This is a genomic window from Clostridium sp. AF22-10 (assembly GCF_003478725.1).
GTDB classification, from domain to species: Bacteria; Bacillota; Clostridia; order Lachnospirales; family Lachnospiraceae; genus Otoolea; species Otoolea fessa.
In genome coordinates, this window is record NZ_QUFZ01000013.1 from 42,446 (window position 1) to 68,908 (window position 26,463).

The window sequence follows — 26,463 nt, forward strand, 5'->3', positions numbered from 1 at the left end:
TATGCAGTGCAAAGAGTTTATGATGAATAATAGCACAAATTTACTTTATTGTCAATATCGGGAACCGCCCCTTTTTCCATATTTATTTTTTCAATTCCTTAATTCCAGCCTCAAGTCCTGCCGCCGTCAGCGGAAACATCGGAATCTCCTCGCGGATCAGACTGATCGTGTACGCACCGTAGGCATATGCCCAGTTATTTTCCCGCATCGGGTTCAGCCAGATCGCTGACGGAAAACGCCGGTGCATCTCCTGCAGCCAGTAAATGCCCGTCCGCTCGTTGCTGTGAAAATAGTCGAGACTGCCGCCGCGGTACAGAAGTTCCGACGGCGCCATCGACGCATCCCCAACCAGAATTACCTTGTATTCCGGTTTCAGGTTGTGAAAGACCCACTCGGTCGAGATCTTATCCCTCCAGGAGCAGGACGGCGTCGTAAACAGCTGATCGTAGAAACAGTTGTGGAAATAATAAATCTTCAAATCCTTAAAATGGGACGATTGATTGACCGCCTGGAACAGCCGGTTGCACAGATCCGCATATGCCCACATCGACCCGCCGCTATCCATCAGAAGAAGGAGCTTCGTCTGGTTCTTTCTCGGGCGCTCCATGACGAGCTCCAGACGTCCGCCTTCGTCACAGGTCTTCTCGATCGTTTTCTCCACATTGAGTTCCGTTTTCGGTCCATCCTCACGGCAGGATAAAAGACGCAGCTTTTTGAGCGCCACCTGGAACTGCCGGATCTGGATAACCGCATCGTCGCGGAAATCGCGGTAATTCCGCTGTTCCGCCACCTGCAGCGCGCTCCGGTTTTTGCCCGGTCCGCCCACGCGGATGCCCTTCGGGCTGTAACCGGAATGTCCAAATGCCGACGTACCGCCGGTTCCAATCCACTTATTGCCGCCGTGGTGCTGCTCATGCTGCTCTTTCAGTCGTTCCGCCATCATTTTACGGATATCGTCCAGATCAAGTCCCGCAAACCGCGCATCGACCTCATCCTTATCATACGGCGTCTGCGCGTGCGCCTTGGCAAGCCAGTCTAAGACCTCCTTCGGAAGTTCCTCAAACGTCTGCACATTTTTAAAATATGCCAGAAATGCCTGGTCAAATTTGTCATATTCGGACTCTTTTTTGACCAGAACCGCCCTCGCCATATAGTAAAACTCCGTCAGGCTCGCGTCGTTCAGGTTCATTTCCAGCGCATCCATCAGGCTGTTCCACTCATTGAGGCTCGTCTTCATCCCGTAAGAACGGAGTAGATACAGAAAATCAGTAAACATATCGGTTATTCTCCACCAGCTTTAAATCCTCTGTCTTTTTTAAGAGTACCCCCGCAAACGGGATCTCCTTTTCCAGCTTCCCCACCGGCACGCCGCCGATCACAAGCGCCTGAATCCAGTCCAACACCTCGGAGGTACTCGGCTTCTTCTGCAGGCCGCGCAGATCGCGCACCCGGTAGAAGGCGTCCAGCACGCCGTCGATCAGCTTCTGGTCGAGATCCGGGTAATGTGCCTTGATGATCTTCTCCATCATCGGCTGCTCCGGGAATGCAATATAATGGAAGATACAGCGGCGCAGGAACGCATCCGGCAGCTCCTTCTCCGCATTGGAGGTAATAATCACAATCGGACGGTGCTTCGCTTTGACAGTCTTTCCCGTCTCCGGAATGTAAAATTCCATCTTGTCAAGTTCCCAGAGCAGGTCGTTCGGGAATTCCAAATCCGCTTTATCGATCTCATCGATCAAAAGAACCGTCTGCTTTTCCTTCTCAAATGCCTCTCCCATCTTTCCGAGGCGGATATATCTGGCAATATCATCAACGCCATCCGCACCAAACTGGCTGTCGTAAAGACGCTGTACCGTATCGTACACGTAAAGACCGTCTTGTGCGCGGGTCGTCGATTTAATATTCCAGATCAAAAGTTCCATATCGAGGGATCTGGCAATCGCCTCCGCGAGCATCGTCTTTCCAGTGCCCGGTTCTCCCTTGATTAAGAGCGGCTTTTTGAGCGCCGCCGCAATGTTAACGCTGCGGATCAGTTCATCCGAAGCGATGTATTCGTCACTGCCGTGAAATTGCTGCATGGTAAATTCTCCTTTTAGAAAGTTCTCCTTTTACATAACTGTAAACACTAACAAGGGCAGCATAACGATTCAGGATCCATGCTGACTGCGATCGGTTCGGATCCATCGTTCCTCCCGATCGTCATACATAATCCTGCCCGTTTGCCGCCCTATTGATTTTCTATAAATATAGCAATATTCTAATAGTTTGTCAAATCGTATATATGTTAGGATTTCATTAGAAAAACACGATTGTTACTGCTCACTATTCTACTTTGCCACCCGGATATTCTTGCTGCCGCTAAATCCTTCCGGCGGCTCTGTCTCCGTGAGGATCGTCGCTTCTTCAAACCCCCCGAACGTCACCGAACTTACCATGCCGAATTTCTGGCTGTCCGCCAGCACATAGCAGCGCTCTGTCTGGCGCATCGCCTCTTGCTTGACTAATGCCTCATTCGGATCCGGCGTCGTGAAACCGTGGCGCTTGCTGACGCCGTTGGTTCCAAAAAATCCCTTTGTAAAATGATAGCTCTGGATCATCAGGATCGCCTGACTTCCGATGACCGCCTCCGTCGTGCCCTTTAACTCACCGCCAATCAGAATTACGCGGTTTCCGGCGGCTGCCAGCCGTTTGGCATGTGATACCGCATTCGTCACAAACGTGGCGCTGCGCGCCGGAAGATAGTCTAAGATATACCCGGTCGTCGTGCCCGCGTCCAGATAGACAAAATCATCCGGCTGGATAAGTCCCGCCGCAAACTGGGCGATTCTCCTTTTCTCCTCCTGCTGCAATTCCATCTTCTGTGCCACTGACGGCTCGGTTCCCGTAAATGTCCCGTCCGAGGACACCGCGCCGCCAAACACCTTGGTCAGGCGCCCCGCCTTGTCAAGCGCATTCAGATCCCGCCGGATCGTCGATTCCGAAACTCCCAGCACCTCTTTAATCTCAGGAACTGTCACACTCCTCTTTTTATCCAGAAGTTCCAAAATCAGTTCGTATCTTTTTTCTGTCAGCATGACTCTTTTCCTTTCATCTTCTGCTGTGGTTGAACTTTTTTTAGCTCAATTTTTCACTTCTCTCTGTCTTAATATTCTTATCAACTGCAGCTGCTTTCGACAATGACCTTCCGAATCGGCAGCACACGCCCCGGCGATACGGAAAGCTCATCCACACCCATTTTCAGGAATTCTTTTGTCAAACTCAGATCCGCGCCCAATTCGCCGCAAATACCTGCCCAGATGCCCTCGGCGTGCGCATTTTCAACAACCATGCGGATCATCGCCAGCACCGCCGGATGGTGCGGATCGTAAAATGCATCCAGCTCCGGATTCTGACGGTCAACTGCCAGCGTATACTGGGTCAGGTCGTTCGTTCCGATGCTGAAAAAGTCCACTTTTTTCGCCAGTTCCCGGCTTACCATGACTGCCGCCGGGGTTTCAATCATAATGCCCTGCTTCGGGTCGCCAAACTGGAGATTCTGTGCGGTCAGCTCCGTCTTGACCTCCTCGACAATCTTCGCAATCGCCTCGACCTCCCAGACACTTGTGATCATCGGATACATGATCTGGAGATTGCCATAGGCACTTGCCCGAAACAGCGCGCGAAGCTGTGTCTTGAAAATCTCCGGTCTTGTCAGGCAGATACGGATCGCCCGGCAGCCCATCGCCGGATTTTCCTCTTTTTTCAGTTCAAAATAATCGCACTGCTTGTCCGCGCCGATGTCCAGCGTACGGATAATGACCGGTTTGCCCGCCATCGTTTCCGCTACCTGTTTATATACCTGGAACTGCTCCTCCTCCGTCGGAAATGTTTCTTTTTCCAGATACAAAAATTCGCTGCGGAACAGTCCGATGCCCGCCGCATCGTTCTGAATGACCGATGCCAGATCCTTGCTATTGCCAATGTTCGCATACAGGCGGATCTCCTTGCCATCCAGAGTGACTGTTTCGCGCCCTTTCAGTGTTTGCAGCAGTTCTTTCTTCTCCTGTTCCTCCCGCTGCCGGCGGCGCATTGTTTCCAATGTCTCCTCATCCGGTTCCACATACAGGACTCCGTTCGTACCATCCACAACCGCAAATTTCCCATCTACCGTCTCATCGAGCGCCACGTCCGTTCCGATCAGCGCCGGAATGCTCATCGTACGCGCCAGGATCGCCGTGTGGGAATTGACGGAACCGTGTACCGTCACAAAGGATAGCACCTTGTCCTTTTCAAGCTGTACCGTCTCTGACGGTGCTAAATCATCTGCCAGAATAATCACCGGCTCGTCCGTATGGATGCCCTGACCTGCGCCTCCGGACAGAACGCGCACAATCCGCTCCGAAATATCTTTGACATCCGCCGCGCGCCCGCGCATATATTCGTCCTCCATCGCCGCAAACATCTGGGCGAAATTGTCACCGGTCACCGCAACCGCATACTCGGCATTGACCTTCTGCGTATCGATGATATTCTGAACCGCGTCCAGATAGTCCTCGTCCTCCAGCATGATCTGGTGAATCTCAAAAATCGCCGCATTCGCCTCGCCAACTTCTTTTACCGCCTTTTCATACAACTCGCCGAGCTGGCGGATGGACTCCTGAACTGCCGCATTAAACCGCGCTTTTTCCTGCTCTGCATTCTCTATTTTCGTCCGTTTTACGGTCTGCTCGCCTTTCTGATACACACATATTTTTCCAACTGCGACACCGCCAAATACACTTTTTCCACGATACGTCTGCATGACCATTCCCCTTTCCATTGATCCATTATCGAAAAATGCCGCCATGTAATAATCCCTTACATCGCGGCATCTTTGTTAAACTACATATTTTCCTTCATAAACTGGCTGACTGCCTCATAAGCTGCTTCTTCGTCCTCGCCCTCAAAGGTCAGGGTTACTTCCTGTCCGTTCTTTACCGCCAGTCCCATGATACCGAAAATCTTTTTGCAGTCGCCGCTCTTTCCATCTTTCGCCAGCTTGATCGTACTCGTAAACTGTTTTGCCGCCTTTACCAGTTCACCTGCCGGGCGTGCGTGGATTCCTTCCGGGTCTGTAATGGTATATTTAAACTCTTTCATGATGATGTTCTCCTTCTCATTATAACCTATTTTGATTGATTTGACCAAAAAATTTCTAATAAAGATTCACATTCCGTCAAAAAAAATTATTTATCTATTCTTCTACATTCTTCTTGAGAACTCCTAAGAGTACCGTCGAGATCGCCATGCCAACCACCAGTGCCAGCAGATAGAACAGCGGATTTCCCATGACTGGGAATACGAAGATTCCGCCATGCGGCGCCATCAGCGTACAGTTAAATAACATGCTCATCGCTCCCGCAACACCCGAACCGACGATGCAGGCTGGAAGCACGTGTACCGGATCGGACGCTGCAAATGGAATCGCGCCCTCCGTGATGAATGCCAGACCCATGATGAAGTTGGTCGGTCCTGCCTCGCGCTCTTCCTTTGTAAATTTCTTCTTAAACAGCATTGTTGCCAGCGCAATCGCACACGGCGGTGTCATACCGCCAATCATAACAGCTGCCATCACATCGTAGTTGCCGGAGGCGATTGCCGCCGTACCAAATACATATGCCGCCTTGTTGAATGGACCGCCCATGTCGATCGCCATCATCGCCGCCAGCACAAAACCAAGAATCAGCTTACTCGAACCACCCATGCTGCTCAGACCATTGTTTAACGCCATATTGATCGCGCCCATGACCGGCTCTACGACGAAGCTCATAACCAGTCCGATGAGCAGGACGCCCACAACCGGGTAAATCAGGACCGGAGCAATCTTTTCCAGTGCCTCTGGAAGATTCTCGCACGCTTTCCGAAGCGCCAGAATCAGATATCCGGCAATAAAACCTGCCGCCAGGGCACCAAGGAAACCTGATTTTCCCTGAGAAGCAATCATGCCGCCGACAAAACCGACTGCCAGCGCCGGGCGGTCTCCGATCGCCATCGCGATGAAACCAGCCAGAATCGGGAGCATAAAGCCAAATGCCACACCGCCGACATTTTTAAACCATGCCGCCAGCGGGGTAATCGTACCAAAGTTTACACGCTGGTCGAGCGGGAGTGCATTCATATCCACACTAAAACCATCAATCAGAAACGCAATCGCAATCAGGATGCCGCCGCCGACTACAAACGGAAGCATGTGGGAGACACCATTCATCAGCTGCGTGTAAATCTGGTGTCCGACACTGCCCGATTTGCCGCCAGAGGCTGCCTTTGCCGGGCTGCTGCTTCCAGATGATGCTGCGTGGTAAACCGGTACCTCCCCGGACGCCGCGCGCTCCAAAAGCTCCGGTGCCTTGCTGATACCGTCCGAAACCTGACATTCGATCACTCGTTTTCCGTCAAACCGATCCATCGGCACCTGTGCGTCCGCTGCCACGATGATGCAGTCCGCCGCCTCGATCTCCTGTGCCGTCAGCACATTTTTTGCTCCGGCTGAACCGCGCGTCTCAACTTTGATCTTCCAGCCCTTCGCGCGTGCCGCTTTTTCCAGGCCTTCGGCTGCCATGTAGGTGTGCGCGATACCGGTCGGACAGGAAGTAACCGCTAAGATCTTCGGTCCGGCTGTCTTTTCCGTCTCTGCACCCGCTTTTTGCGCCTGAATCTCCTGACCACCTGCTTGTGCGGCATTCTCTCCATTTGTATCTACCGCTCCTTCGCCGGAATCAGCCGCCAGTCTCTCATCGATGCCGGCCTGTTCTGCATCTGCCTTATCAATAATGGAAAGAAAGTCTTCCACCGAAGAGGCATTTCGCAGGGAATCTGAGAAATTCTCGTCCATCATGAGAACGGAAAGCTTGCTTAACACATCCAGATGTACGTTATCTTTTGTATTTGGCGCTGCAATCAAGAACAGCAGAGTGACCGGTTCGCCGTCCAGGGAGTCGAAATTCACGCCATTTTTGATGACCATCGCCGCCAGCCCCGGCTTTTTGACCGCATCACATTTTCCATGAGGAATTGCAATCCCCTCGCCGATACCGGTCGTGCTCTCTTCTTCTCTCGCATAAACCTGCTTGCGGAATGCCTCGACATCCGACAGCTTTCCGCTCGCCGCCATCAGCTCTACCGCCTTGTCCAGTGTCTCCGATTTGCTGGTGGGTGCCGCATCCAGCGATATACTTCTCGGATCCAGTAAATCAGTAATCTTCATATCTGTTGCCTCCCTATTTATGCCCGAATGTCAGGTATGCATTGCATATCCGGCAGTACATTTTGCCAGCTTCAAAAATGTCTGCATACAACCTCATCCGATTTTTGTGATTCTACAGTTCTCATACACTTTCTTTATCTCATCCTTCGTCGCCAGCTGCTCCGAAAAGGCGCTCGCGCTTCCAGCTGCCAGTCCCATGCGGAAAGCGTGTTCATAATCTCCGCTCTCCCCGTATCCGGCCAGGAAACCGGCTACCATCGAATCTCCGGCTCCGACACCATTTTTCAAGGTTCCCTTCGGTGCTTCCGCCGCATAGACGCTTCCATCCTCCGCCAGAAGAACCGCGCCCTTGCCTGCCATCGAAACCAGCACGTTGACCGCACCTTTTTCCTGCAGCTTCTTCGCATACGGAACAACTTCCTCCCGCTCCGAGAGCTTCACGCCGAAAATGTCTCCCAGTTCATGATTGTTCGGTTTGATTAAAAATGGATGGTGTCCCAGCACATTGAGCAGCAGATCCTTGGTCGCGTCCACAACAATCCGGACGTCCCTGCCATCCAGGCGCTCCATAATCTTCTGATAAATATCATCCGGCATCGACGCTGGAATACTTCCAGCCAGCACCAACGTATCATCCGCCCCCAGCCGGTCAAGCTGGGTCATCAGCGCATCCACCGCTTCCCGCGGAATCTTCGGTCCCCGACCGTTGATCTCAGTCCCGTCGATGGATTTCAGCTTCAGGTTGATGCGGGAGACTCCCTCATCCAGGGAAATAAACTCGGCTTTCACGCCCAGCTGCTCCACTTCCTTCCGAACCTCCTCGCCGACAAACCCGGCAGTAAAGCCAAGCGCCGTATTGGCAATTCCAAGGTTTTGAAGGACCGTCGAAACATTGATTCCCTTTCCGCCCGGAAGCAAAAGCTCCGAATCCGTCCGGTTGGTCAGTCCGAGCTTAAAATCGCTCACTGACACAATATATCTAACGATGGATTAAAGGTTACCGTATAAATCATAAGCCTCATTCCTTTCTTATCTTGATTGATTCTGACTGTATTATAAAATCATTTTCATTCAAAATCAATCAAACTTATTCACAAACATGCTGCCTCTTTTTGGGTTATATTGCACAATTTTGATTTTTTATGATTGTTTTTGATTGATTGTTTCGTGTGAATTCCGGCGAAACGATTGCTGTCACTGATGGAATAGTGTTTCCAAAAACATCATTTTTACTCAGTTTCATCTCCTCTTCTAATCGTAAAATCCCCCTTTGTTGACAAGGATTTTCCTATTTGCTATAGTAAATGAAGAATTTTGTAATATCTTTGTAATATTTCCAAGATGTTTTTATATCAGAAAGGATATACGATATGAACGATTCCCCTTTGAAACCTGCTTCTTCCAGGCGCAAAAAAATGGATAAAACAATGATGGCGATCTATTTCCTGATCCTTTTTATTGTAGCCGGGGCGGCTCTGCTGGCATTTCTATGCCTCTCTAAACCTTCTGATAAGAAGAACAAAGCAGGCTCTGATCCTTCCATCGCTTCTTCCAGCACCTTAAAAAACAGTCATCAGACCGGCACCGATGCTAAAAGTACGGCGAAAGCCAAAATCAAAGAAGAAAAGCCGGTCGATCCGTATGAAAATCTCGCGGTCGCCAATGTGGATGATGCGCTGAACCTGAGAGAAAAACCAGATACAGATGCCAAAGTACTCGGCACCTGCTTCCGCGGAGGCGGCGGTACCATTTTAAAACGCAAAAATGGCTGGACAAAAATCCGCTCCGGTGGGCTGGAGGGATGGCTCAAGGACGATTATCTTGTATTTGGCGATGATATCAAGCCGCTCGCCAAAGAGCTCGGTCTCTATATCGCTACCGTCAGCACACAGACACTCCATGTACGTGAGGAAGCCAGCACGGATTCTGCCATCGTCGGTCTGGCTGCCGCGGAGGACTACTATCCTGTACTGAGTCAGGAAACTGGATGGGTCAAAATCCAGCTTTCTGTTGACACCTCCGGTTACGTTTCTTCTGATTATGTCACAATCAGCGTTAAGCCAGGACGCGCAATCAGCATTGAGGCTGAGATGGCAGCGCTGGAGGCGGCACGGCAGGCTGCTGAAGAAGCTGAGCAGGCATCCAGAGCCGCCGAGGAGGCCCAGATTGCAGCCGCAAAATCGCAGGCAAAAGCAAACGCGGCTAAAGGTTCCTCCCAGACTTCGGGAAAATCTGGAAATTCTGGAAGCTCTTCGAAAAAGAGCACGGCTGCACCAGCCGCTAAATCATCCTACGTGATCTCCGCCTCCGAGAGCGACGTTTATCTGCTCTCCGCCTGCCTCACGATGGAAGCCAACGGCGGATCCTATGAAAGCTATCTGGCAGTCGGAAGTCTGATCGTCAACCGCGTCAAATCTGGCAAATGGGGCAAATCCATCTCCAGCGTCATCTACGCGGACGGACAGTTCCCAGGCGCGACCTCCGGCCTGCTTGACAAATATCTCGATAGAGGACCGTCCTCTACTGCCACCAAGGCGGCAAAGGCAGCGCTCGCCGGGGAGAATCAGATAGGCGACTACCTTTATTTTACCTCGACCAAATCAGCAAACTACGACAGCTACTCCAGCTATCAGGTGGTTGGTGGGAATTGTTTCTATAAAAAATAAAAGGCTAAAAAAGGCGGATTTAAACGCATTACATTAAACCTCATATACATTCCCATCGCCTTATGATATGATAATCATATCAGCAAAACATACAGGCAGAGGACACCTACTGTCCATACCTTATTGATAGGTACTCTCGGATTCTTTCCTGCAAATCATCTCACAAAATTAAGCACAGAAAGCTTCCGGGAGTCCATTGATTACAAATGGAGGAAATATGAGAAAATCAATTTATACCTTGATGGTTTCCACTCTCATCGCAGCCGCCAGCATGACCGCCTGCTCCAGCCAGCCGTCTGAAACAACCACGGCTGAAACAACTGCCGCTGAATCCACACAGGAAAACGATACATCAGCAGAAAGCAGCGATGCCAGCAAAACAACTACTGCCGGAGAAAAAGAAACCGCCCAGACAACGGATGCAGATCATGCAGAAGACGAGACTCTGAGCGAAAAAGAAATCACAGAACTTTACCGTGGTTTTGCCAGATCCCTTCAAAGCATCATCGCCAATAAAAATATGAACGATTTAGCCGAGCTGCTTGTCTATCCGTCCTACATCGGCATCGATGACGGGATTGTCGTAAATAACAGAACTGAATTTATGGCTCTCGACGCAGACAAGGTATTTACCGACGCGCTGATTGAGGCAGTCAAGACAGCCGATGTTTCTTCCACCGAACTGACCAATGCAGGTTTCATCGTAGGCGATCCATCCGGTAAACCGGCAGTTACCTTTGGTCTGGACAAAGAGGGATCTATCGGTATCACAGCTATTAACTACTAATCAGAGATAAAATAGTGAAAAAGAGCGCCGCAACACTCACAAACCGGCTTTCCATTTCTGGTAAAACTGCTCCATGAGTGCCGCAGCGCTCTTTTCTATGTTACAGCCAGACAACTGCATCCATCAATCCGGCTGACTGCTTCTTCTACATTATCCTTCAATCGCAATATATTTTTTCTGCTCGACTTCCGGTTTTGCTTCTTTCTTCGGAACAAAAATTTTCAAAATACCATGCTTAAATTCCGCCTTGATATCTTCCTCTGTTATATCATCACCGACATAGAGCTTCTCGCACAGGAACCTGCGTAACGCTCTCTGCGGATGTAACGACCGGACTTTTTCTCCTTCTCGTCCTCATCCAGTCCCTTCGCAGCCTGAATCGTCAGATTACCATCTTCCAGGGAAATCGAAATCTCTTCTTTCTTAAATCCCGGCAGATCCATCTCCAGCTCATAGCCATCTTCCATTTCCTTGATATCGGTCTTCATCAGGTTCTGTCCATGGCGTCCATACAGCTTTTTCTCTATCTTCTGTCCGGCTTTATCATCATAAAACGGAAAATCATTAAAGAAATCATCAAACAAATTTTCTCCAAAAATACTCGGCATTAACATAAGTCATCTCTCCTTTTCTAACTTCATTTCATTATGTTTATTTACCAACATTTTCGGAACCGGGACGGTCTGGGAACTTTTCTTTTCTTCCTCTTCCTTCGTTCTGGCTATGTTATAGCACTTCTTATTAGCACTGTCAAGAGGCGAGTGCTAATTTTTTTGTGAAGAATTTGTGAACGCTACGAGCCATGCACATTTACGTGAAAGAGCCATCTTTCAAGCTTGCTTGATAAAGATGGCTCTTTCATGGAAATCTATAGGCGACAGCCCTACAGCGAGGGAAGTCTTTCCCGAGCTGTGCATGGCGTATGCCACTACTTCACAAGGATTTTTCACTTACTTTCGCACTCGATTTTCTTGATTTGACCACATTTTTACCACAAATTCTTGGAAAAATATATTCGTCTGATTTTCTTACCACATTTTACGACAACAACTTATGGTTTATACCACAGCAGGTACGGTTTCTGGCAGGTTCATTTTAGACATCTCATTCTCCACATGAGACTTATCTGAAATATGATTATAGACATTCATTGTGATCTGTGCATCTGAATGGCCCATCACATACTGCATAACTTTGGGATTGACATTGTTCTCACCCAATCTGGTACATCCCGTATGACGAAGGGTATGCGATGAAATAGGAGGCATCAACTCCGGCTCTCGCTTCTCTTCTTCTGCCAATTTGCTTTCTTTTTTATTATAGGCATTAACAATATTTTTCAGAAAGCTGTTCACTCCCGCTGGCATAATCGGACGTCCATGCTTTGTATTAAAGATGAATCCACTGCGTCCACCTACATGGATCTCCCGGTTCTTCATGTCCACATCTGACCAGGTTAAGCCGATGGTTTCACTCACTCTCAGGCAAGCCCCAAACATAACCTGCATCATTGGAAGATGAGGCTTATACACATTACTCTGTTCAACAAACTTCAAAAGTTTTTCCTGCTGTTCCAGTGTCAATGCTTCTTTCTCCTTTGCCGGAGCCCCATAATCTCCAAGTGTTCCTGTTACTGGATTCTTGCGGATAATCCCATCTTCCACTGCCAGTTCAAAACTGGGATTCAATAAGCCATAAAGACCTTTGATCGTACTGTGTGCCAGTCCTTCATCTGACAATGCAGAAAAGAACGTCCTTACGTGAGATGTCTTAAAATCCACAACACGTAGCAAAACTTAAATTCACTGCATTTTTCCTCTTTGGCAAAAGGAAAAGCACTGTAAAACCCATAATCCAACGGTTTTCAGTGCTTTTTTCATATTACATTATTGAATATCCCTCATTCTGCCTATATAAGTGAAACTTAGCGAAACTTAAATTAAATCTCTTTCAGACAATTCAATTTGGATATTCACCGACTGTGGATTATTTCTCAGTGCACCAGTTTCCAACTTACCGCCTGCTGCCTTGCATCCACAAATCTCTTATAAATACCTTCCTGTTTCATTAATTGCTCATGTGTTCCCTGCTGTGCAATTCTTCCTTTTTCAACAACCACAATCTGGTCTGCATGTCTGACTGTTTTTAATCTGTGGGCAATCATAATAATCGTTTTTTCCTTTGTAAGTGCATCTACTGCATCCATCAGATCCTTTTCATTCTCCGGATCAACATTTGCCGTTGCTTCATCCAATATGACGATTGGCGCATCCTTCATAATCGCTCTGGCTATCGAAATACGCTGCTTCTCACCACCGGAAAGTGTGGCTCCTCCTTCTCCGATCACTGTGTCATATCCATTCGGAAGTTTGCTGATGAAATCATGACAACATGCTTTCTTCGCCGCTTCCACCACTTCCTCATGACTTGCATCCTGGCGTCCGAATTTAATATTATTCTCAATGGTGTCTGCAAACAAATACACCGACTGAAACACAAATGAGAAATTACTCATCAGACTGTTCATGCTGTAGTCTTTTACATTCACACCTCCAAGTGTCACTTCCCCGGAATCCACATCCCAGAACCTGGCAATCAGATTGCAAAGTGTTGATTTTCCTCCACCAGATGGTCCAACGATTGCTGTCGTCGTTTTCTGCGGAATAGAGAGCGATATATCATCAATGATCTTCCGTTTGTCATAAGAAAACGAAACATTAGAAAGTCTGATATCGTAATTTTCCGGCTGTATTTCTTTACCGTCGATATCCATGGTATCCAGCTCCAATATTGCATTTGCTTTATCTACACATACGCTTACCACATGTAAAAGAGATGAATAATTTCCTGCACATTCCAGACTGGCATAAAGCATAAATGCTGAAATTGTCATACCGATCGCATAGACCGCACTCATAGTTCCATTAATATAAAAATATGCACTGCAAGCCACGATCACAGCACCTGTAATTTTGGTTATCACACTTTGCAGAAAATGATAGGGCACAAACACCATTTCCATCTTTGTATTGATCTTTTCACATGCTTCATTTGCATCATTTAATCTTTTCGCCTGTTTCCCAAGCAAGTTATATGATTTAACTTCTGATATTCCCTGCAGATACTCCATGATCTGGTTTACAAGCTCCATATCGCATACCACTTTTTGCTCTGAATCTTTTTTACCCGCATTCTGCATCACAGAATTGACCCCAAAGAAAATAAGTACTCCTGCTGCAGCTATCAGTCCAATTCTCCAGTCAAAAATAAACAGCATAAGAATGATCATTGATGTTTCCAGAATTCCCTGCATTGTCAGCATAACCACTCTCGCAGCCACATCGCCAAGTATTTCCATTGTATTGGTTGTAATGGAAGAAATTTCCCCGATACTATTGGAATTGAAATACCCCATCGGCAGATATCGCAGATGTTCTGCAATCTTGATTCTCATAAAAGCACTTGCATTATATCCTCCCTCTGTCTGAAGCACTGTAGAGTATCTCTTGCAGATTACGTCGACTACAATTGCAAGAACCATAATCGCAACGGAGCCTCCAATATATTTTCCTGTCGGTTTCCCACTCAGCAGACCAATCAGTATGTACATAATAGCCGGAATCTTCATTGCTGAGGCAAGAGCCTCTATGAGTCCGATCACTATCGACAGTTTAAATTTATTGCCATTTTCCCTGCCTGAAAAACGAAAGAATTTTGCCAGAATCCCAAACATATCATTCTCCCTCCTTCACCGTATCTTTTACAGAAATATGGGCATTCCACATTTCCTTATAAAGCGGGCATGACACCAGAAGTTCCTCATGTGTGCCATGTGCTGTTACATTTCCATCATTTACAACAAAGATCTGGTCACTGTCCTTAACAGTAGAAAGTCTGTGTGCTATTACGATCAGGGTCTTCCCTGCTACCAGTTTTGCGATAGAATTCTGCAGAATTGCCTCATTTTCCGGATCTGTGTAGGCAGTTGCCTCATCAAGGATCACGATCGGAGCATCCTTTAACATTGCTCTTGCAATGGAGATACGCTGCCTCTCACCACCTGACAGATGTCCTCCTGCACCTCCTACAACCGTATCAAATCCATTCTCCAACTGCATGATAAATTCATAGCATCCACTTTTCTTTGTCACCTCGATGATCTGTTCATCTGTAGCATCCGGATTTCCCTGTCTGATATTTTCACGGACTGTTTCATTAAACAGATAATTGTCCTGTGCAACATATGCAATTTTCCGATTAAAATCTGCAAATGCCAGTTCTTTGACATCAACTCCACCGATTTTGATGCTTCCGGAATCCACATCCCACAGGGACGCAATCAGCTTTGCGATGGTCGACTTGCCGCTTCCGGAAGGTCCTACGATTGCATTTACCGTTCCTGCTTTCAGCTCCATAGTTACTCCGTGCAGGATTTCTTTGTCGTGATAACCAAATCTGACATCTTCAAGAGTAACGGAGTTATCTTTTGGAACACTTTTACTTTTCTCTGGACGTTCAAGCTCCGGCTGTTCCAGAATTCCTGCCACTTCACCAACAATCACTCCGATCTTGCCAAGATCATCTGTATAGGAACCCACTGTGATCAACGGTCCAACGATTCCAAGTGATAAAATAATGCAGATGACAAAATCTGAAATCGCAAGTGTTCCATTGGCTACATAATGTGCCCCAAACGGCAATACCGTAAGAAGCGTATAAGGTGTGACCACCATCATCAGTCCATGAAAGATCGAGCACCGTTTCATCCAGGAAATAAAGGAATCTGCATAAGCCATAGCCGCCTTTGTAAATTTTGCATAAGAACTTTCTGTCTTTCCAAATGCCTTGATCACTTCGATTCCGTCAATATATTCCACTGCCGCATCATTCAGATCTTTTGTTGTCTGAACCGTTCTCTCGAAGCTTGGTTTATAATCCAGCATCATTCCAAAATAGGAAAGAAATCCCACTATAACCGGCACCAATGACCAGAGTGCCAGTCTCCAGTCTGTCAGGAAGAAATAAATCAAAATCACAATCGGTGCCAGCAGATTGGACGTGAATTCCGGGACAATATGCGCCAGTGTTGTCTCGATACTGTCGATTCTTTCCACCATAATATTTTTAAATGTACCGGAAGGTGTGCCTTTCACATAGCCAAGAGGTACCCGCGCCAGCTTGTCACAGCAGGATTTTCTTATATTTGCAAGTACTGCAAACGTTGCTTTATGTGACAATGCTGTCGAAAGTGAATGAAGCAGTTCTGCAATGATAAACGATAATGCAATCAGAACCGCTTTTGCAAGATATATTTCAAACTCCTTTTCACCATTTAAAAACAGCTTTACTACATCTGCAATAATAAAATACGGCAAAATCTTAAAAATCACATTTCCTATTGCAAGTAACACACTCCACACATAGGCAATTCTTTTTTGTCCGGCCCACGTCAGGATCCAGCTGACTGCCGACTTCTTTTTTTCTTTCACATCTTTTCACTCCTTACGTTCGTTTTATTGTTTCGTTTTATTATTTTACCTTCTGTTAGTTCGCACTAACCAACATATAATAAAATAGGTGGTCTACTGGCATCAACCACCTGATATTATTATCCTGTCTGAACTTTATTCAGAAATCCAGAACCTGCAACACACATAACCTATTCAGAATTCCTGCATCAGTTATACTGGAAATTCAATATTCCACAATCGTTCCCAGCCACCTGTATTAAATTCTTTCAGTTGATGTACATTTTTCTTTGCAGTCTCCCTGTCTATATCATGCTCAATGATCTGAAATACTGATGAAAAAAATCCCGTATAGATCATATGCATAAGGCTTTCCTCTACAATCGGTATTTTTACACCGTTCTCTTTCATCTTTTCCATATAATTCAGGCTGGACTTCATTTCCCGCTCTACCATATTGTGTATGAATAATTCAAATTTTCCACTGTCTCCGCATTTCAACAATAATCTGAAATTATCATAATGATCATAGATATAATCAACCATCTGCTCCATCCCATCACTGGATGTATCCGACATATTCCTTGTCTGATCACTGGCAGAAAGCTTTTCAAACTCCTCAACGATCTGGTCATAAATCTGATAAATATGTTCCATATAAGGATCCGTCAGTGCATCAAAAAGTGCCTCTTTCGTCGGATAATATTTGTAAAATGCGCCAGTAGTAAGTCCTGCATCTTTTACAATATTTCTTAAAGATGCTCCTGTCAAACCATCTTTCAGAAAATGTTTTCTGGCTGTATCTAATATGTTTTTCTGTGTATCTTCTGCTTTCGTCGACATTCTTTTCGTATCCTCTAAACTTCTTTTCAAAATATAACAGTGCTATATAACACTGTTATATTTTAACTCATTACAGGAATTTGTCAAGTCTTGGTGTTTCAATTTTTTATTTTCCTCGTGTATTCAGTTTCCACTCCGCAGATGCTTTCTGCAGTTTTACAAGTCTGTTCTATTCAGACAGATTTTCTGTTCCTCAGATCGTCGTTGCTCTGCTGAAGCGATTGATTCAGCTTCTGCGTTTCGGACAATTCGGTTGTCAGACACTGAATTCCTACGGTTGATTTCCGAACTTCTTCTCGCAATCTCTGCCTGTCGGACAAGATCGTCTGTTTCTCTTCTTCCAGCATCTGTATCTGCTTTTTCTGTGTCCGCATGAACTCTTTCGCTCTCTCGAAACTCTGCATTAGAAGATCTTTTTCTACTTTGAGCTTGATCGGTGATTCCTCCGGCAGCTGCGATGGCTGTGTCAAGTTCTCTGTAATAATTTCTAAGTTCTTCGGCTGCTCTGCTTTCTCTGATTTCAATATCTCTGGATTTTTTCCTATTTCTATCAAATTCATTCTCTAGTCCCTCCTTGCTGATATCCAGATGAAATGTTTTTGACAGATTGCTGTCTCTCACCTTCTTCCCATCCTGGTTCTGAAAAGTAATGTGCTTCCGTTTCTCTGTCCAATTTACATTCCATCCAAACTGTTTCATTTTTTCCTTAAACTTTTCTTTGCTGATACAATTTTCCAGTGCTTTTAACACTGCCATTGCACAATCCGCTACTAAGCTGTCTTTCACCTGCTGATGGAACAGGTTATATTTATCTTTGCTCCATGCAATGACTTCCCCTTTTTCAATCTGGCTTCTTATTCTTGAAATGGTGATTACTCATTACCGTAAAATTCTTAGTTCTCTCTACACGAAAAATCTGTGCCATTCTATCTCACTTCCTTTCCAGACAGAAAAAGACGCAAGCCACATTTCTATGACTCACGCCTTTCTCTGCACTTCATTATTAAATTGAAAATTTCTATTCTTCTTTCCTTTGTTCTAACAATTCTCTCGCATTTGCAATAGCAAGGGATAGCTTCTGTTCTAAAAGTTCTTTTGGAGGCATTTTGGTCATATACTGTCCCACATGAATATTTCCATGATCCAATTGCATTAATTCTATAGTTTCCTGTGATTTTTCTGCACATAATATAAGTGCAACCGGACTTTCTTCACCTTCCACTCTTTCATTCTTTTCCAGCCATCGCAAATACAGCTCGACTTGTCCTTTATCCTGCGGTTCAAATTCCCCAAGCTTTAGTTCAACAAGAACCAACCTTCTCAAGCCTCTATGATAGAATAATAAATCCATATAGTAGTCCTTGCCATCCAGTACAAAATGTTTCTGTCTTGCTAAAAATGCAAAATCCGATCCCATTTCCAGAATAAATTTTTCTAATTCTGCAAGAATAGCATTTTCTAAATCTTTTTCACTATAAGTATCACGTAAACCGAGAAAATCAAGCATATATGGATCTCTGTAAAAAAGATCCAGACTCATTTTTCCATCATCTCGTAATTCCGCAATTTCATTTTTAATCGTTTCTTCTGGTTTCTTCGATATTGCAGTTCGTTCATAAAGCATGGATTTTTTTCTTTCACGCAGTGTTCGCACTGACCAGTTTTCCTGCATACACATTGCAGCATAAAAATCTCTTTTTAACTCATCTTGTATTGGCAGAATCTCTACAAAATGCGACCAGGTCAATTGTTGCGACAATGTCGCAACTTTTTCGAAGTCAGGAAATTCCTGATAAAACTTAATCATTCTTGAAATTGATGTTTTATCAAATCCCGAACCATACTCCTGTTCCAGCCGTTTACTGACTTCTGCAACAACCTTTTTTCCATACTCAGGCTTATTATTTCCAGTTAACTCCACACTAAGTCTTTTTCCAATTCCCCAATTAAGAGAAATAATGGCATCATTCACAACTTTTTTTATACTATTTCATAATCAAAACCGTCGCCAGAATACAGACGAATCCAATCAACTCTGCCGGTGTAAAAACGGAATTCAGCCAGACCGCTGACAGGCACGCCGCCGTCAGCGGTTCCAGGCAGGCAAGCACCGAAGCGCGCACCGGTCCCGTCAAAGAAACTCCCTTTAAAAAAAGAGTATACGCAACCGCACTTCCCAGTATCACAAGCACACCCAGATAAAATGCGGCATGACCGTCCAGCCCCGCCGGAACTTCCCAGATGCGGACGGCTCCCGATAGAAACACGCCGCCGATAAACATTCCCATCCCGGTTGCAGGAATACTTCCCCACTGCTTCACCGGATTTTTTGAAAGCAGGAAATACGCAGCTGCGCCGACACCTCCCATGATTCCCCAGAAAAGTCCCTTCGCCGTCAGTTCCATGCCGTCCAGTCTTCCTCCCGTCGCGATCAGCCAGACTCCAAAGAATGCCAGACAGATACAGAAAAACGTCCGTTTCGTGGGCAATGTACGTTCTGCCGCGCATACAAAGACCGCCACGAAGATAATCGATAAATTCTGCAGCACCGTCGCCGTTCCCGAATTGGTCCATTTGATTGCATTTAAGTACGCATACTGGGACAGCACCAATCCCAGAAACGAAAACAGCACCATCTGAGCCATCGCTTTCTTATCCTGAACCAGTGCCCGCACCGGCAATTTTCCCTTCGCAGCGGCAGCAAGCAGAAGAATCGTCCCCGCCCCCAGCATTCTAAGCGCCGTCACCCACGCCGCATCGATCGGGTAGGATGAAAACAGTGCCTCCCCGCATGTTCCCGAAAATCCCCAGCTAGTCGCACCGATCATGCAGCAGAGAGCGCCGAGGCGGGCAGACGAAGAAGGAACTTCTGTGGAATTTGATGCCTGTTTTTCTGTGGCATGATTCGACTCCTTGATGTTCATTTGATTCTTTCCATCTCTATTTCTTTTTAACATCTTTCATTTCTCCACTATTCTTTTATGAGTTTCGTTCTTTTTCATTGACTTTATCATTATATCGGTATTATCTTTATTTATATATAAAAATATCGGCTTATTTTTTCATTATATTGAGGTTATTATGATTACAAACTATCTTTCCATAAATTCTGACCGGGAGGAAAACCTGATTCGTATTTTCCCGGATTTTCCGGTTTCGGTGTACCGAACCGACTTTTCCGATCCGTCTTATCAGCTTGTGAGCTGGCACTGGCATGAAGATTTCCAGTTCTGCCTGGTCGAGCGCGGCGAGGTCTGTTTTCAGACGCCTGGTTCCAGATTCCCGATTTCGTCCGGCTGCGGTATTTTTTTAAACCGGCGGCTCGTCCACAGCGCTTTGCCATTGACGACGGATTCCTCCTACTACTGCATCAATTTTTCCCCGGCGCTTCTGACTGCTGCCAGCGGGGCTGCTTTGTCGGATGCGATGGTTCTGCCCCTTTTGAATGAGGAAACCTTGTCTTTTTTCCAGTTTGACGCCCTCACCCCCGACGGCTCTCTGCTGGCGGACTCCATCTGCCGTATTTTACAGCTTTCAGAGAATCACACACCTGAAAGCTCGTTTCAGGTATATGGTATCCTGTTTTCCCTCTGGATCATCGCCTGGCGCTTTCTCCGTCAAGACGAATCCACGTTCAATAAACGCGGTGATACTTCTGCCGCCAACAGCCGCCTGAAAGAGATTTTTCACTACTTGCAGGCGCATTACTCGCAGAAAATCACCCTGCGCGAGATCTCTGACGCAGTCTGCCTCTGTCCGGAAGAATGTGAACGTTTTTTCAAACGGATGACTGGCATCACGATTTTCCAGTATCTCCTTGAATACCGGATCAAAAAAAGCCAGGAGCTTTTGAACAACTCCCGCCTATCTATCGCGGAAATTGCCCAAAGCTCCGGCTTTACAACACAAAGCTACTATTCTTCCTGTTTCAAACGCCTGACCGGATGTACACCGGGGGCGTATCGTAAGCGGAAAATTTCTCTTATAACTTTTCTTTAAGGAATTGCTTCTTCTTGAAACTTCCTTAACCGTGTTCTCATCCGATTCTTTCCATACACAGCACAAACGAGACACTTTGCATCCCTGTTTTATCAGGGATTGCAGTTCTTACATGGTTCATATCCCTCTGCAATCACTTCATTGCGCGTACCGGTAAATTCCTGCCGGTTTGCCGCCTTCATCTGGGTGACAGATGTGCAGCTTGGAAGATGAAATTTTTTCGAGTTGGTATTGAGAATGTAGGTCTGAACCGTCGCGCTGCTTCCAGAGGATCCAGCGCCGCCTCCCGACGAACCAGCTGCTCCCGATCCAGCCGATTGATTCTGGCTGCTGCCATTTCCAGCCGTTCCCTGTCCGGCTGTGCTTCCCGCACTTCCAGAACCGTCCGCCCAGCTTTCTCCTGTCGCATAATCGATCGCAATACCCGGCTGGACATTATAGACGTACACGCAGAACAGCACTCCCTCGCCCTGATCCTCGACGGATTCCGCCTCCATCAGGACGCCGGAGACAACCAGATTATTGCCCTCAAAAACCGGTGTCACGCGGTACATGACATGGTTTCCGGTTTCTTTCACGTAATCGGCTGTCAGATTTTCAAATGGCAGCATTCCCTGTACGTTCAGATAGCGGGTTCCGGTAATCAGGTTTTCGACATTGGCATTCTCCGCCGTAAGCTGGTAGCCGATCAGATGACAGCGGTTATAGAGATACTTTCCATCCACATTGTCATACTTCGCCGTATGCCAGCCCGTCGGCTTGACTTCCCCGATCGAGCCGCGCTTCTCCGTCGGCATCGTGTCCTGCGAGACCGAAGCATATGCCACGCCGCAGCGCCCCAGGCTGTCCAGATCACTGTAACTCTCAAATGATACATCCGTCAGGTCCGCATCGGTAAAATACGGCACATTTCCATTGACCGCCACATACGGCTGACCGGAATATGCCGGTACATCCGCCAGATTAAATGACGTTCCCGAAGCAGAAGATACACGGTTTCCACCATTTTCTGACGATGACACCGCCTGCGAATCTCCGTCCGCACTTTCCGCCTGATTTTCCTCCGCGCTGACACTTCCGTTTCCATTCAGACTTTCCTCTGGAATCTCCTGCGCGCACGCTGAAACAGACAGCATCGCCGCTGCAGCCAGCCCCAGAAGCCACATTTTCAATTTTCTCATATGAATTTCTGCCTTTCCGTTTAAGCCTATCCCTTTCAGAGCCATGTAGATTTGCGCGTTCTGGCGCCTGATTTTCAGGTGCAGAACCGGCTCTTTTTTATATTTGACTTGTTTTTTATGTTTTTCTTACTCTTTTATATTGTACTTACTTTTTATGTATATTTTTTACCTGCGCACATACCGCTCTTCTGTGATTTTCTCATGCGAGGAACCCGCATATTCCTGCGTTTCTGCCAGCTTCCAGCTGCCCAGATCCATCTTAAAATACATATCTGCCGGATAATCCCGGTTCCAATGACAAAGAATCACTTCTTCGATCCGGCTCTCATACGGAACAACATCCTTGTTCTCGACAAAACAGTACTCTCCCGGCCCCGCCTTTTCCAAAAACGCTTCATCTGCCTGAATCTGCCCGGATTGTTCCTGTTCTTTTGACATATTTCCATTCACCTGTAAAAACTGTTTCTGGCTGTATGCATTCATCCACAGTTTTTTCCCACCTGTCAGCTCTAGAATACGCTTTCTAAGCACGCGGTCCTGGCTCTGCCGTCTGTGATTGAACATCATGCCGTTCTGATTATCCACACATACAATTATCTTCATCTCTCTTTTTCTCCCTTTTTCTGTCTGCTGTACGCTTCATGTTTCCCAAGGAATCAAAGCAAGCGTCAGCTCCTCCATCCAAGTCCGCAGATTGGGACGTCTGACTGCCAGCGTATTGACAATCACCGATCGTACACGCACTGGCATCGTTTCTCCTTCTTTTACCAGCCTGCTCACATCGTTTATGACATAAAAATTGTCATTCTCATATCCCAGATACATCATCACATGTCCCGGAAAATATAGAAGTGTGCCCGGTTCTAATGCTCTTAAAATCTGCTCTTTTTCTGAGCAGCACCGCCCCGCCAGCTCTATTTTTCTAACTGGCATCTGCAGCTGACCGGTCGTATTGCGAGGCAGGATCCATCCAAAACAGCGGTACACTTCCCGGATATAGGAAGAACAATCCCGGCTTTCCAGCATCCCGCCCCAGCCGTAACGATCTCCCAGGCACTTGAATGCCTGTTTAAGAATCCCACCGGTTGTCAGATTCAAATACCCCACTGATACATCCCGGCTCATCGGAATCAGTCCTTTTTGCCGGAAGAAACTGCCATCCGGGGCGCGGCATGGAAGCCAGACGATGTAATTATTCCAAGACAGTCTGTTCTGTACCCTCTGTTCTGCCTGTGCTTCTGTTGTCTCTATTAGCGCTCCTGTCCCTTTTATTCTGTTTGTTTCTATTGTTTCTTTTATCTCTGGAATTCCTTCTTCCACGCACAATTCCAACACCGTACCCATCCGAAGCCGGTATGCACTGGTTCCCGGATAGACCGCACTTGCTTCCAGCCAGACCATGTCCCCTGTCACTACTAACGGATGGATCGGAAATGCCGCCATCAGCCATTCCGCCCGGTTCCGACAGACTGCCACCGACTCTGCCGATATCCAGCCCTCGCTGCATTCATTCCGGACATACAGATAACTCTCCTCCTGCACCGAACCCAAAATCAAAAGCGGTTCCCCGACCATACAGAGACAAAGTGCTGCCTCATCCCACTCCGGATCGGATGGATCCTCCTCATCGGCTAAAAAAGTCTCCATCGGAAACTGTTTGATCAACCCCTGTGAAATCGCGATTCCATATTTGATATGAACATTTTTATCCACGGAATTTTGAGCATCACGCACAGTCCAATTTATCCCCTGTATCCCAAATGATAAGAAATTTCCACACCATTTATCATAAACAACTCTCTCTTCTTTGGCAAAGGCTTCATTTTTCAAATCATGCATTTCCGTTCCAGATGTCCGTAAAATCCGTGCATTCAAATTTTCAATTTCTTCCGGCGTCATTTTTACTGTTCCTGGCGCATTTCCTGTGTCAATCCAATGTTCTACCCGGCATTGTTCCTTCGAAACATCTGGTGCGAATGATAAAAAAGACGATCTCATATGAACTGTTCCAAAACAGCCTGCTTAATTTTCGTATCTTTTATATGATGCATCTTCCTTTTTTATACACAATAAGGAATCGGCAGCCCCCCAGCTGGCGTCTCGTCGTTTCCGAAAGTGCCCCCAGCTGACTGACCAGCAAATCCATCAGATCCTCGCCGTCCATGGCATATCCACTCTAACTCACATTACTGATACTCAATCACATACCAAATCCAGAACTACCTCTTGCGTCTCACATTCCCACAAAAGGCATCTGCTTCCACGATTGAGTCCCCAGATTTAGTAATTCTCCGCATGAACCTCGAAATAAGCCTGCGGATGTGCGCATACCGGACAGACTTCCGGTGCTTTCTCGCCTACTACGATATGACCGCAGTTGCGGCATTCCCATACCTTCACTTCGCTCTTCTTAAATACTTCCTGTGCTTCCACATTGTGAAGCAGGGCACGGTAGCGCTCTTCATGGTGCTTTTCAATCTCCGCTACCATACGGAATTTCGCTGCCAGTTCCGGGAATCCTTCTTCCTCAGCCGTCTTGGCAAATCCATCATACATATCTGTCCACTCATAGTTCTCGCCGTCTGCAGCAGATGCCAGATTCTCTGCGGTATTTCCCAGACCGTCTAATTCCTTAAACCACATCTTTGCGTGTTCTTTCTCATTGTCTGCGGTCTTTAAAAAAAGGGCGGAAATCTGCTCAAATCCCTCTTTTTTTGCCTTGGATGCAAAATAGGTATATTTATTTCTTGCCTGTGATTCACCAGAAAAAGCCTCCCTCAGGTTCTTTTCCGTCTGGGTTCCTGCATATTTGTTAGCCATTGCATTGTCCTCCTTTTAATTGCATGAAAACAGTTCGTCTTTTCTTTCTATTATAGCACGCTTGAATGTTTTTAATATGTTTTTCAAAAGCATTTTTTTCCAACATCCAGACAAAAACAGGGATATCAGACGTTCAAATCTGATATCCCCGTTTCTTTTCTAAATAGGAATCTACTACCTACCGCTTCCCCTACGCCTCATCAATCGCATGCCCGATATCATGGCGCATATATTTGTTAGCAAAATCGATCCACTCGGTCGCCTTGTATGCATTGGCGCGCGCCTCTTTCAGGTCTTTGCCCTTTGCAGTAACGCCCAGCACTCGACCGCCGTTTGTCACGATGTCGCCGTCCTCATCAAACTTCGTGCCCGCGTGGAATACATAGTAACCGTCCGTGTCTTTGAATTTCTCCAGACCGTGAATCTTGAAACCTTTTTCATATTTCACCGGATAACCATCCGACGCCAGAACAACACAGACTGCCGCATTGTCCTCAAATTCCAGCTGGATCTGATCCAGGGTTCCGTCGATACATGCCTCAAAGACTTCCACGATATCGTTCTTCATGCGCGGCAGGACAACCTGTGTCTCCGGATCGCCGAAACGAGCATTGTATTCCAGCACCTTCGGACCATCTTCGGTCAGCATCAGACCGAAAAAAATGATTCCCTTGAAGATACGTCCTTCCTTCTTCATCGCGTCAACCGACGGCTGATAGATGTACTTTTTGCAGAATTCATCTACTTCTTTTGTGTAGAACGGGCTTGGTGAGAAGGTTCCCATACCGCCTGTATTTAAGCCCTGATCGCCGTCCAGCGCCCGCTTGTGGTCCTGGGAGGAGGTCATAATGCGGATCGTATCGCCATCGACGAAGGAAAGGACAGAAACCTCGCGTCCTGTCATGAACTCCTCGATGACCATCTGATTGCCGGCAGAACCAAACTTCTTGTCCTCCATGATCTCCTTGACGCCTGCCTCTGCTTCCTCTAAAGTATTGCAGATCAGAACACCTTTTCCAAGTGCCAGACCATCTGCTTTCAAAACGATCGGCATCTTAGCGGTCTGTAAGTATTCCAGCGCCTTGTGCGGATCGGTAAAAGTCTCATAGGCTGCGGTCGGAATGTTGTATTTCTTCATCAGATCCTTGGAAAATGCCTTCGATCCTTCCAGAATCGCCGCATTTTTTCTCGGTCCAAATACACGCAGTCCCTGTGCCTCGAACACATCCACGATACCGCCGACCAGCGGATCGTCCATGCCAATCACGGTCAGATCAACCTCATGCTCTTTCGCAAATGCCGCCAGCTTATCAAATTCCATTGCACTGATCGGCACACACTCTGCATACTCTGCGATTCCTGCATTGCCCGGTGCACAATAAATTTTATCTACCTTCGGACTCTGAGCCACTTTCCATGCGATCGCATGCTCACGTCCGCCGCTGCCAACGATTAAAACTTTCATGTTCTTCTC

General features: G+C 46.8%; 21 protein-coding genes and 3 pseudogenes. 3 read left to right on the forward strand and 21 right to left on the reverse strand.

Going from position 1 to position 26,463, the window contains the following annotated elements; genetic code table 11:
• Positions 1-82 precede the first annotated feature (82 nt).
• The 7 genes and pseudogenes from DWX91_RS10520 to pfkB form a co-directional block, all read right to left on the reverse strand.
• Positions 83-1,276 carry a vWA domain-containing protein gene (locus tag DWX91_RS10520; protein ID WP_107000351.1) on the reverse strand — a complete coding sequence of 398 codons (1,194 nt, stop codon included), beginning with the start codon at positions 1,274-1,276 and terminating at the stop codon, positions 83-85.
• Complete coding sequence (locus tag DWX91_RS10525) at positions 1,266-2,081, reverse strand: AAA family ATPase (RefSeq protein WP_118472107.1); 816 nt, start codon at positions 2,079-2,081, stop codon at positions 1,266-1,268. The genes DWX91_RS10520 and DWX91_RS10525 overlap by 11 nt, the downstream gene beginning before the upstream one ends.
• Positions 2,082-2,330: 249 nt before the next feature.
• Complete coding sequence (locus DWX91_RS10530) at positions 2,331-3,077, reverse strand: DeoR/GlpR family DNA-binding transcription regulator (RefSeq protein WP_117796346.1); 747 nt, start codon at positions 3,075-3,077, stop codon at positions 2,331-2,333.
• A gap of 80 nt (positions 3,078-3,157) precedes the next feature.
• Positions 3,158-4,783 (reverse strand): phosphoenolpyruvate--protein phosphotransferase, encoded by a 1,626-nt coding sequence (gene ptsP / locus DWX91_RS10535; RefSeq protein WP_117796472.1) that lies wholly within the window; start codon positions 4,781-4,783, stop codon positions 3,158-3,160.
• A gap of 80 nt (positions 4,784-4,863) precedes the next feature.
• Entirely contained in the window at positions 4,864-5,121 is a 258-nt protein-coding gene (locus tag DWX91_RS10540; RefSeq protein ID WP_022359198.1) for an HPr family phosphocarrier protein, read from the reverse strand.
• Between the two features lie 94 nt (positions 5,122-5,215).
• Complete coding sequence (locus DWX91_RS10545; RefSeq protein WP_118538833.1) at positions 5,216-7,225, reverse strand: fructose-specific PTS transporter subunit EIIC; 2,010 nt, start codon at positions 7,223-7,225, stop codon at positions 5,216-5,218.
• A 93-nt stretch (positions 7,226-7,318) separates the two neighbouring features.
• Positions 7,319-8,238, reverse strand: a pseudogene (pfkB, locus tag DWX91_RS10550) (1-phosphofructokinase).
• Between the two features lie 402 nt (positions 8,239-8,640).
• Between pfkB and DWX91_RS10555 the strand changes: the two are divergent.
• Positions 8,641-9,891, forward strand: a complete 1,251-nt coding sequence (locus tag DWX91_RS10555) for a cell wall hydrolase (RefSeq protein ID WP_182431268.1) — start codon at positions 8,641-8,643, stop codon at positions 9,889-9,891.
• A gap of 217 nt (positions 9,892-10,108) precedes the next feature.
• Positions 10,109-10,678: a hypothetical protein gene (locus tag DWX91_RS10560; RefSeq protein WP_118538835.1), complete on the forward strand. Its 570-nt coding sequence runs from the start codon at positions 10,109-10,111 to the stop codon at positions 10,676-10,678.
• A gap of 150 nt (positions 10,679-10,828) precedes the next feature.
• On the opposite strand, the pseudogene DWX91_RS10565 reads toward DWX91_RS10560, so the two are convergent.
• The 9 genes and pseudogenes from DWX91_RS10565 to DWX91_RS10605 form a co-directional block, all read right to left on the reverse strand.
• A pseudogene (locus tag DWX91_RS10565) lies at positions 10,829-11,292 on the reverse strand (Hsp20/alpha crystallin family protein).
• A gap of 444 nt (positions 11,293-11,736) precedes the next feature.
• A complete protein-coding gene (locus DWX91_RS10570) occupies positions 11,737-12,417 on the reverse strand; it encodes a tyrosine-type recombinase/integrase (RefSeq protein WP_243017781.1) in 681 nt (226 codons plus the stop codon).
• 254 nt (positions 12,418-12,671) lie between these two features.
• Positions 12,672-14,411: an ABC transporter ATP-binding protein gene (locus tag DWX91_RS10575; protein ID WP_118472112.1), complete on the reverse strand. Its 1,740-nt coding sequence runs from the start codon at positions 14,409-14,411 to the stop codon at positions 12,672-12,674.
• A gap of 1 nt (position 14,412) precedes the next feature.
• Complete coding sequence (locus DWX91_RS10580) at positions 14,413-16,167, reverse strand: ABC transporter ATP-binding protein (RefSeq protein WP_118538837.1); 1,755 nt, start codon at positions 16,165-16,167, stop codon at positions 14,413-14,415.
• 192 nt (positions 16,168-16,359) lie between these two features.
• Entirely contained in the window at positions 16,360-16,989 is a 630-nt protein-coding gene (locus DWX91_RS10585; protein WP_021739680.1) for a TetR/AcrR family transcriptional regulator, read from the reverse strand.
• 173 nt (positions 16,990-17,162) lie between these two features.
• On the reverse strand, positions 17,163-17,549 hold the full coding sequence (locus DWX91_RS16655) for a hypothetical protein (RefSeq protein ID WP_182435070.1): 387 nt from the start codon (positions 17,547-17,549) through the stop codon (positions 17,163-17,165).
• Between the two features lie 49 nt (positions 17,550-17,598).
• Positions 17,599-17,745: pseudogene (locus DWX91_RS18145) on the reverse strand (hypothetical protein); the annotation flags it as partial.
• Between the two features lie 262 nt (positions 17,746-18,007).
• A complete protein-coding gene (locus tag DWX91_RS10600; protein WP_182431270.1) occupies positions 18,008-18,961 on the reverse strand; it encodes a PDDEXK nuclease domain-containing protein in 954 nt (317 codons plus the stop codon).
• Between the two features lie 13 nt (positions 18,962-18,974).
• Positions 18,975-19,946, reverse strand: a complete 972-nt coding sequence (locus tag DWX91_RS10605) for a DMT family transporter (protein WP_107000360.1) — start codon at positions 19,944-19,946, stop codon at positions 18,975-18,977.
• A gap of 124 nt (positions 19,947-20,070) precedes the next feature.
• On the opposite strand from DWX91_RS10605, the gene DWX91_RS10610 reads away from it, so the two are divergent.
• The gene (locus tag DWX91_RS10610; protein ID WP_118472115.1) at positions 20,071-20,988 is read left to right on the forward strand and encodes a helix-turn-helix domain-containing protein; all 918 of its coding nucleotides are present in this window, start codon (positions 20,071-20,073) and stop codon (positions 20,986-20,988) included.
• Between the two features lie 92 nt (positions 20,989-21,080).
• On the opposite strand, the gene DWX91_RS10615 is transcribed toward DWX91_RS10610, so the two are convergent.
• From DWX91_RS10615 to purD, 5 genes are all read right to left on the reverse strand, one after another.
• Complete coding sequence (locus tag DWX91_RS10615; protein WP_118472135.1) at positions 21,081-22,169, reverse strand: DNA/RNA non-specific endonuclease; 1,089 nt, start codon at positions 22,167-22,169, stop codon at positions 21,081-21,083.
• 165 nt (positions 22,170-22,334) lie between these two features.
• Entirely contained in the window at positions 22,335-22,772 is a 438-nt protein-coding gene (locus DWX91_RS10620; protein ID WP_118472116.1) for a ribonuclease Z, read from the reverse strand.
• 36 nt (positions 22,773-22,808) lie between these two features.
• The gene (locus DWX91_RS10625) at positions 22,809-24,068 is read right to left on the reverse strand and encodes an NlpC/P60 family protein (protein ID WP_182435071.1); all 1,260 of its coding nucleotides are present in this window, start codon (positions 24,066-24,068) and stop codon (positions 22,809-22,811) included.
• 381 nt (positions 24,069-24,449) lie between these two features.
• Positions 24,450-24,989, reverse strand: a complete 540-nt coding sequence (gene rbr, locus DWX91_RS10630) for a rubrerythrin (RefSeq protein WP_107000364.1) — start codon at positions 24,987-24,989, stop codon at positions 24,450-24,452.
• Between the two features lie 190 nt (positions 24,990-25,179).
• Positions 25,180-26,454 carry a phosphoribosylamine--glycine ligase gene (purD, locus tag DWX91_RS10635; RefSeq protein WP_118472118.1) on the reverse strand — a complete coding sequence of 425 codons (1,275 nt, stop codon included), beginning with the start codon at positions 26,452-26,454 and terminating at the stop codon, positions 25,180-25,182.
• Between the last annotated feature and the right edge of the window lie 9 nt (positions 26,455-26,463).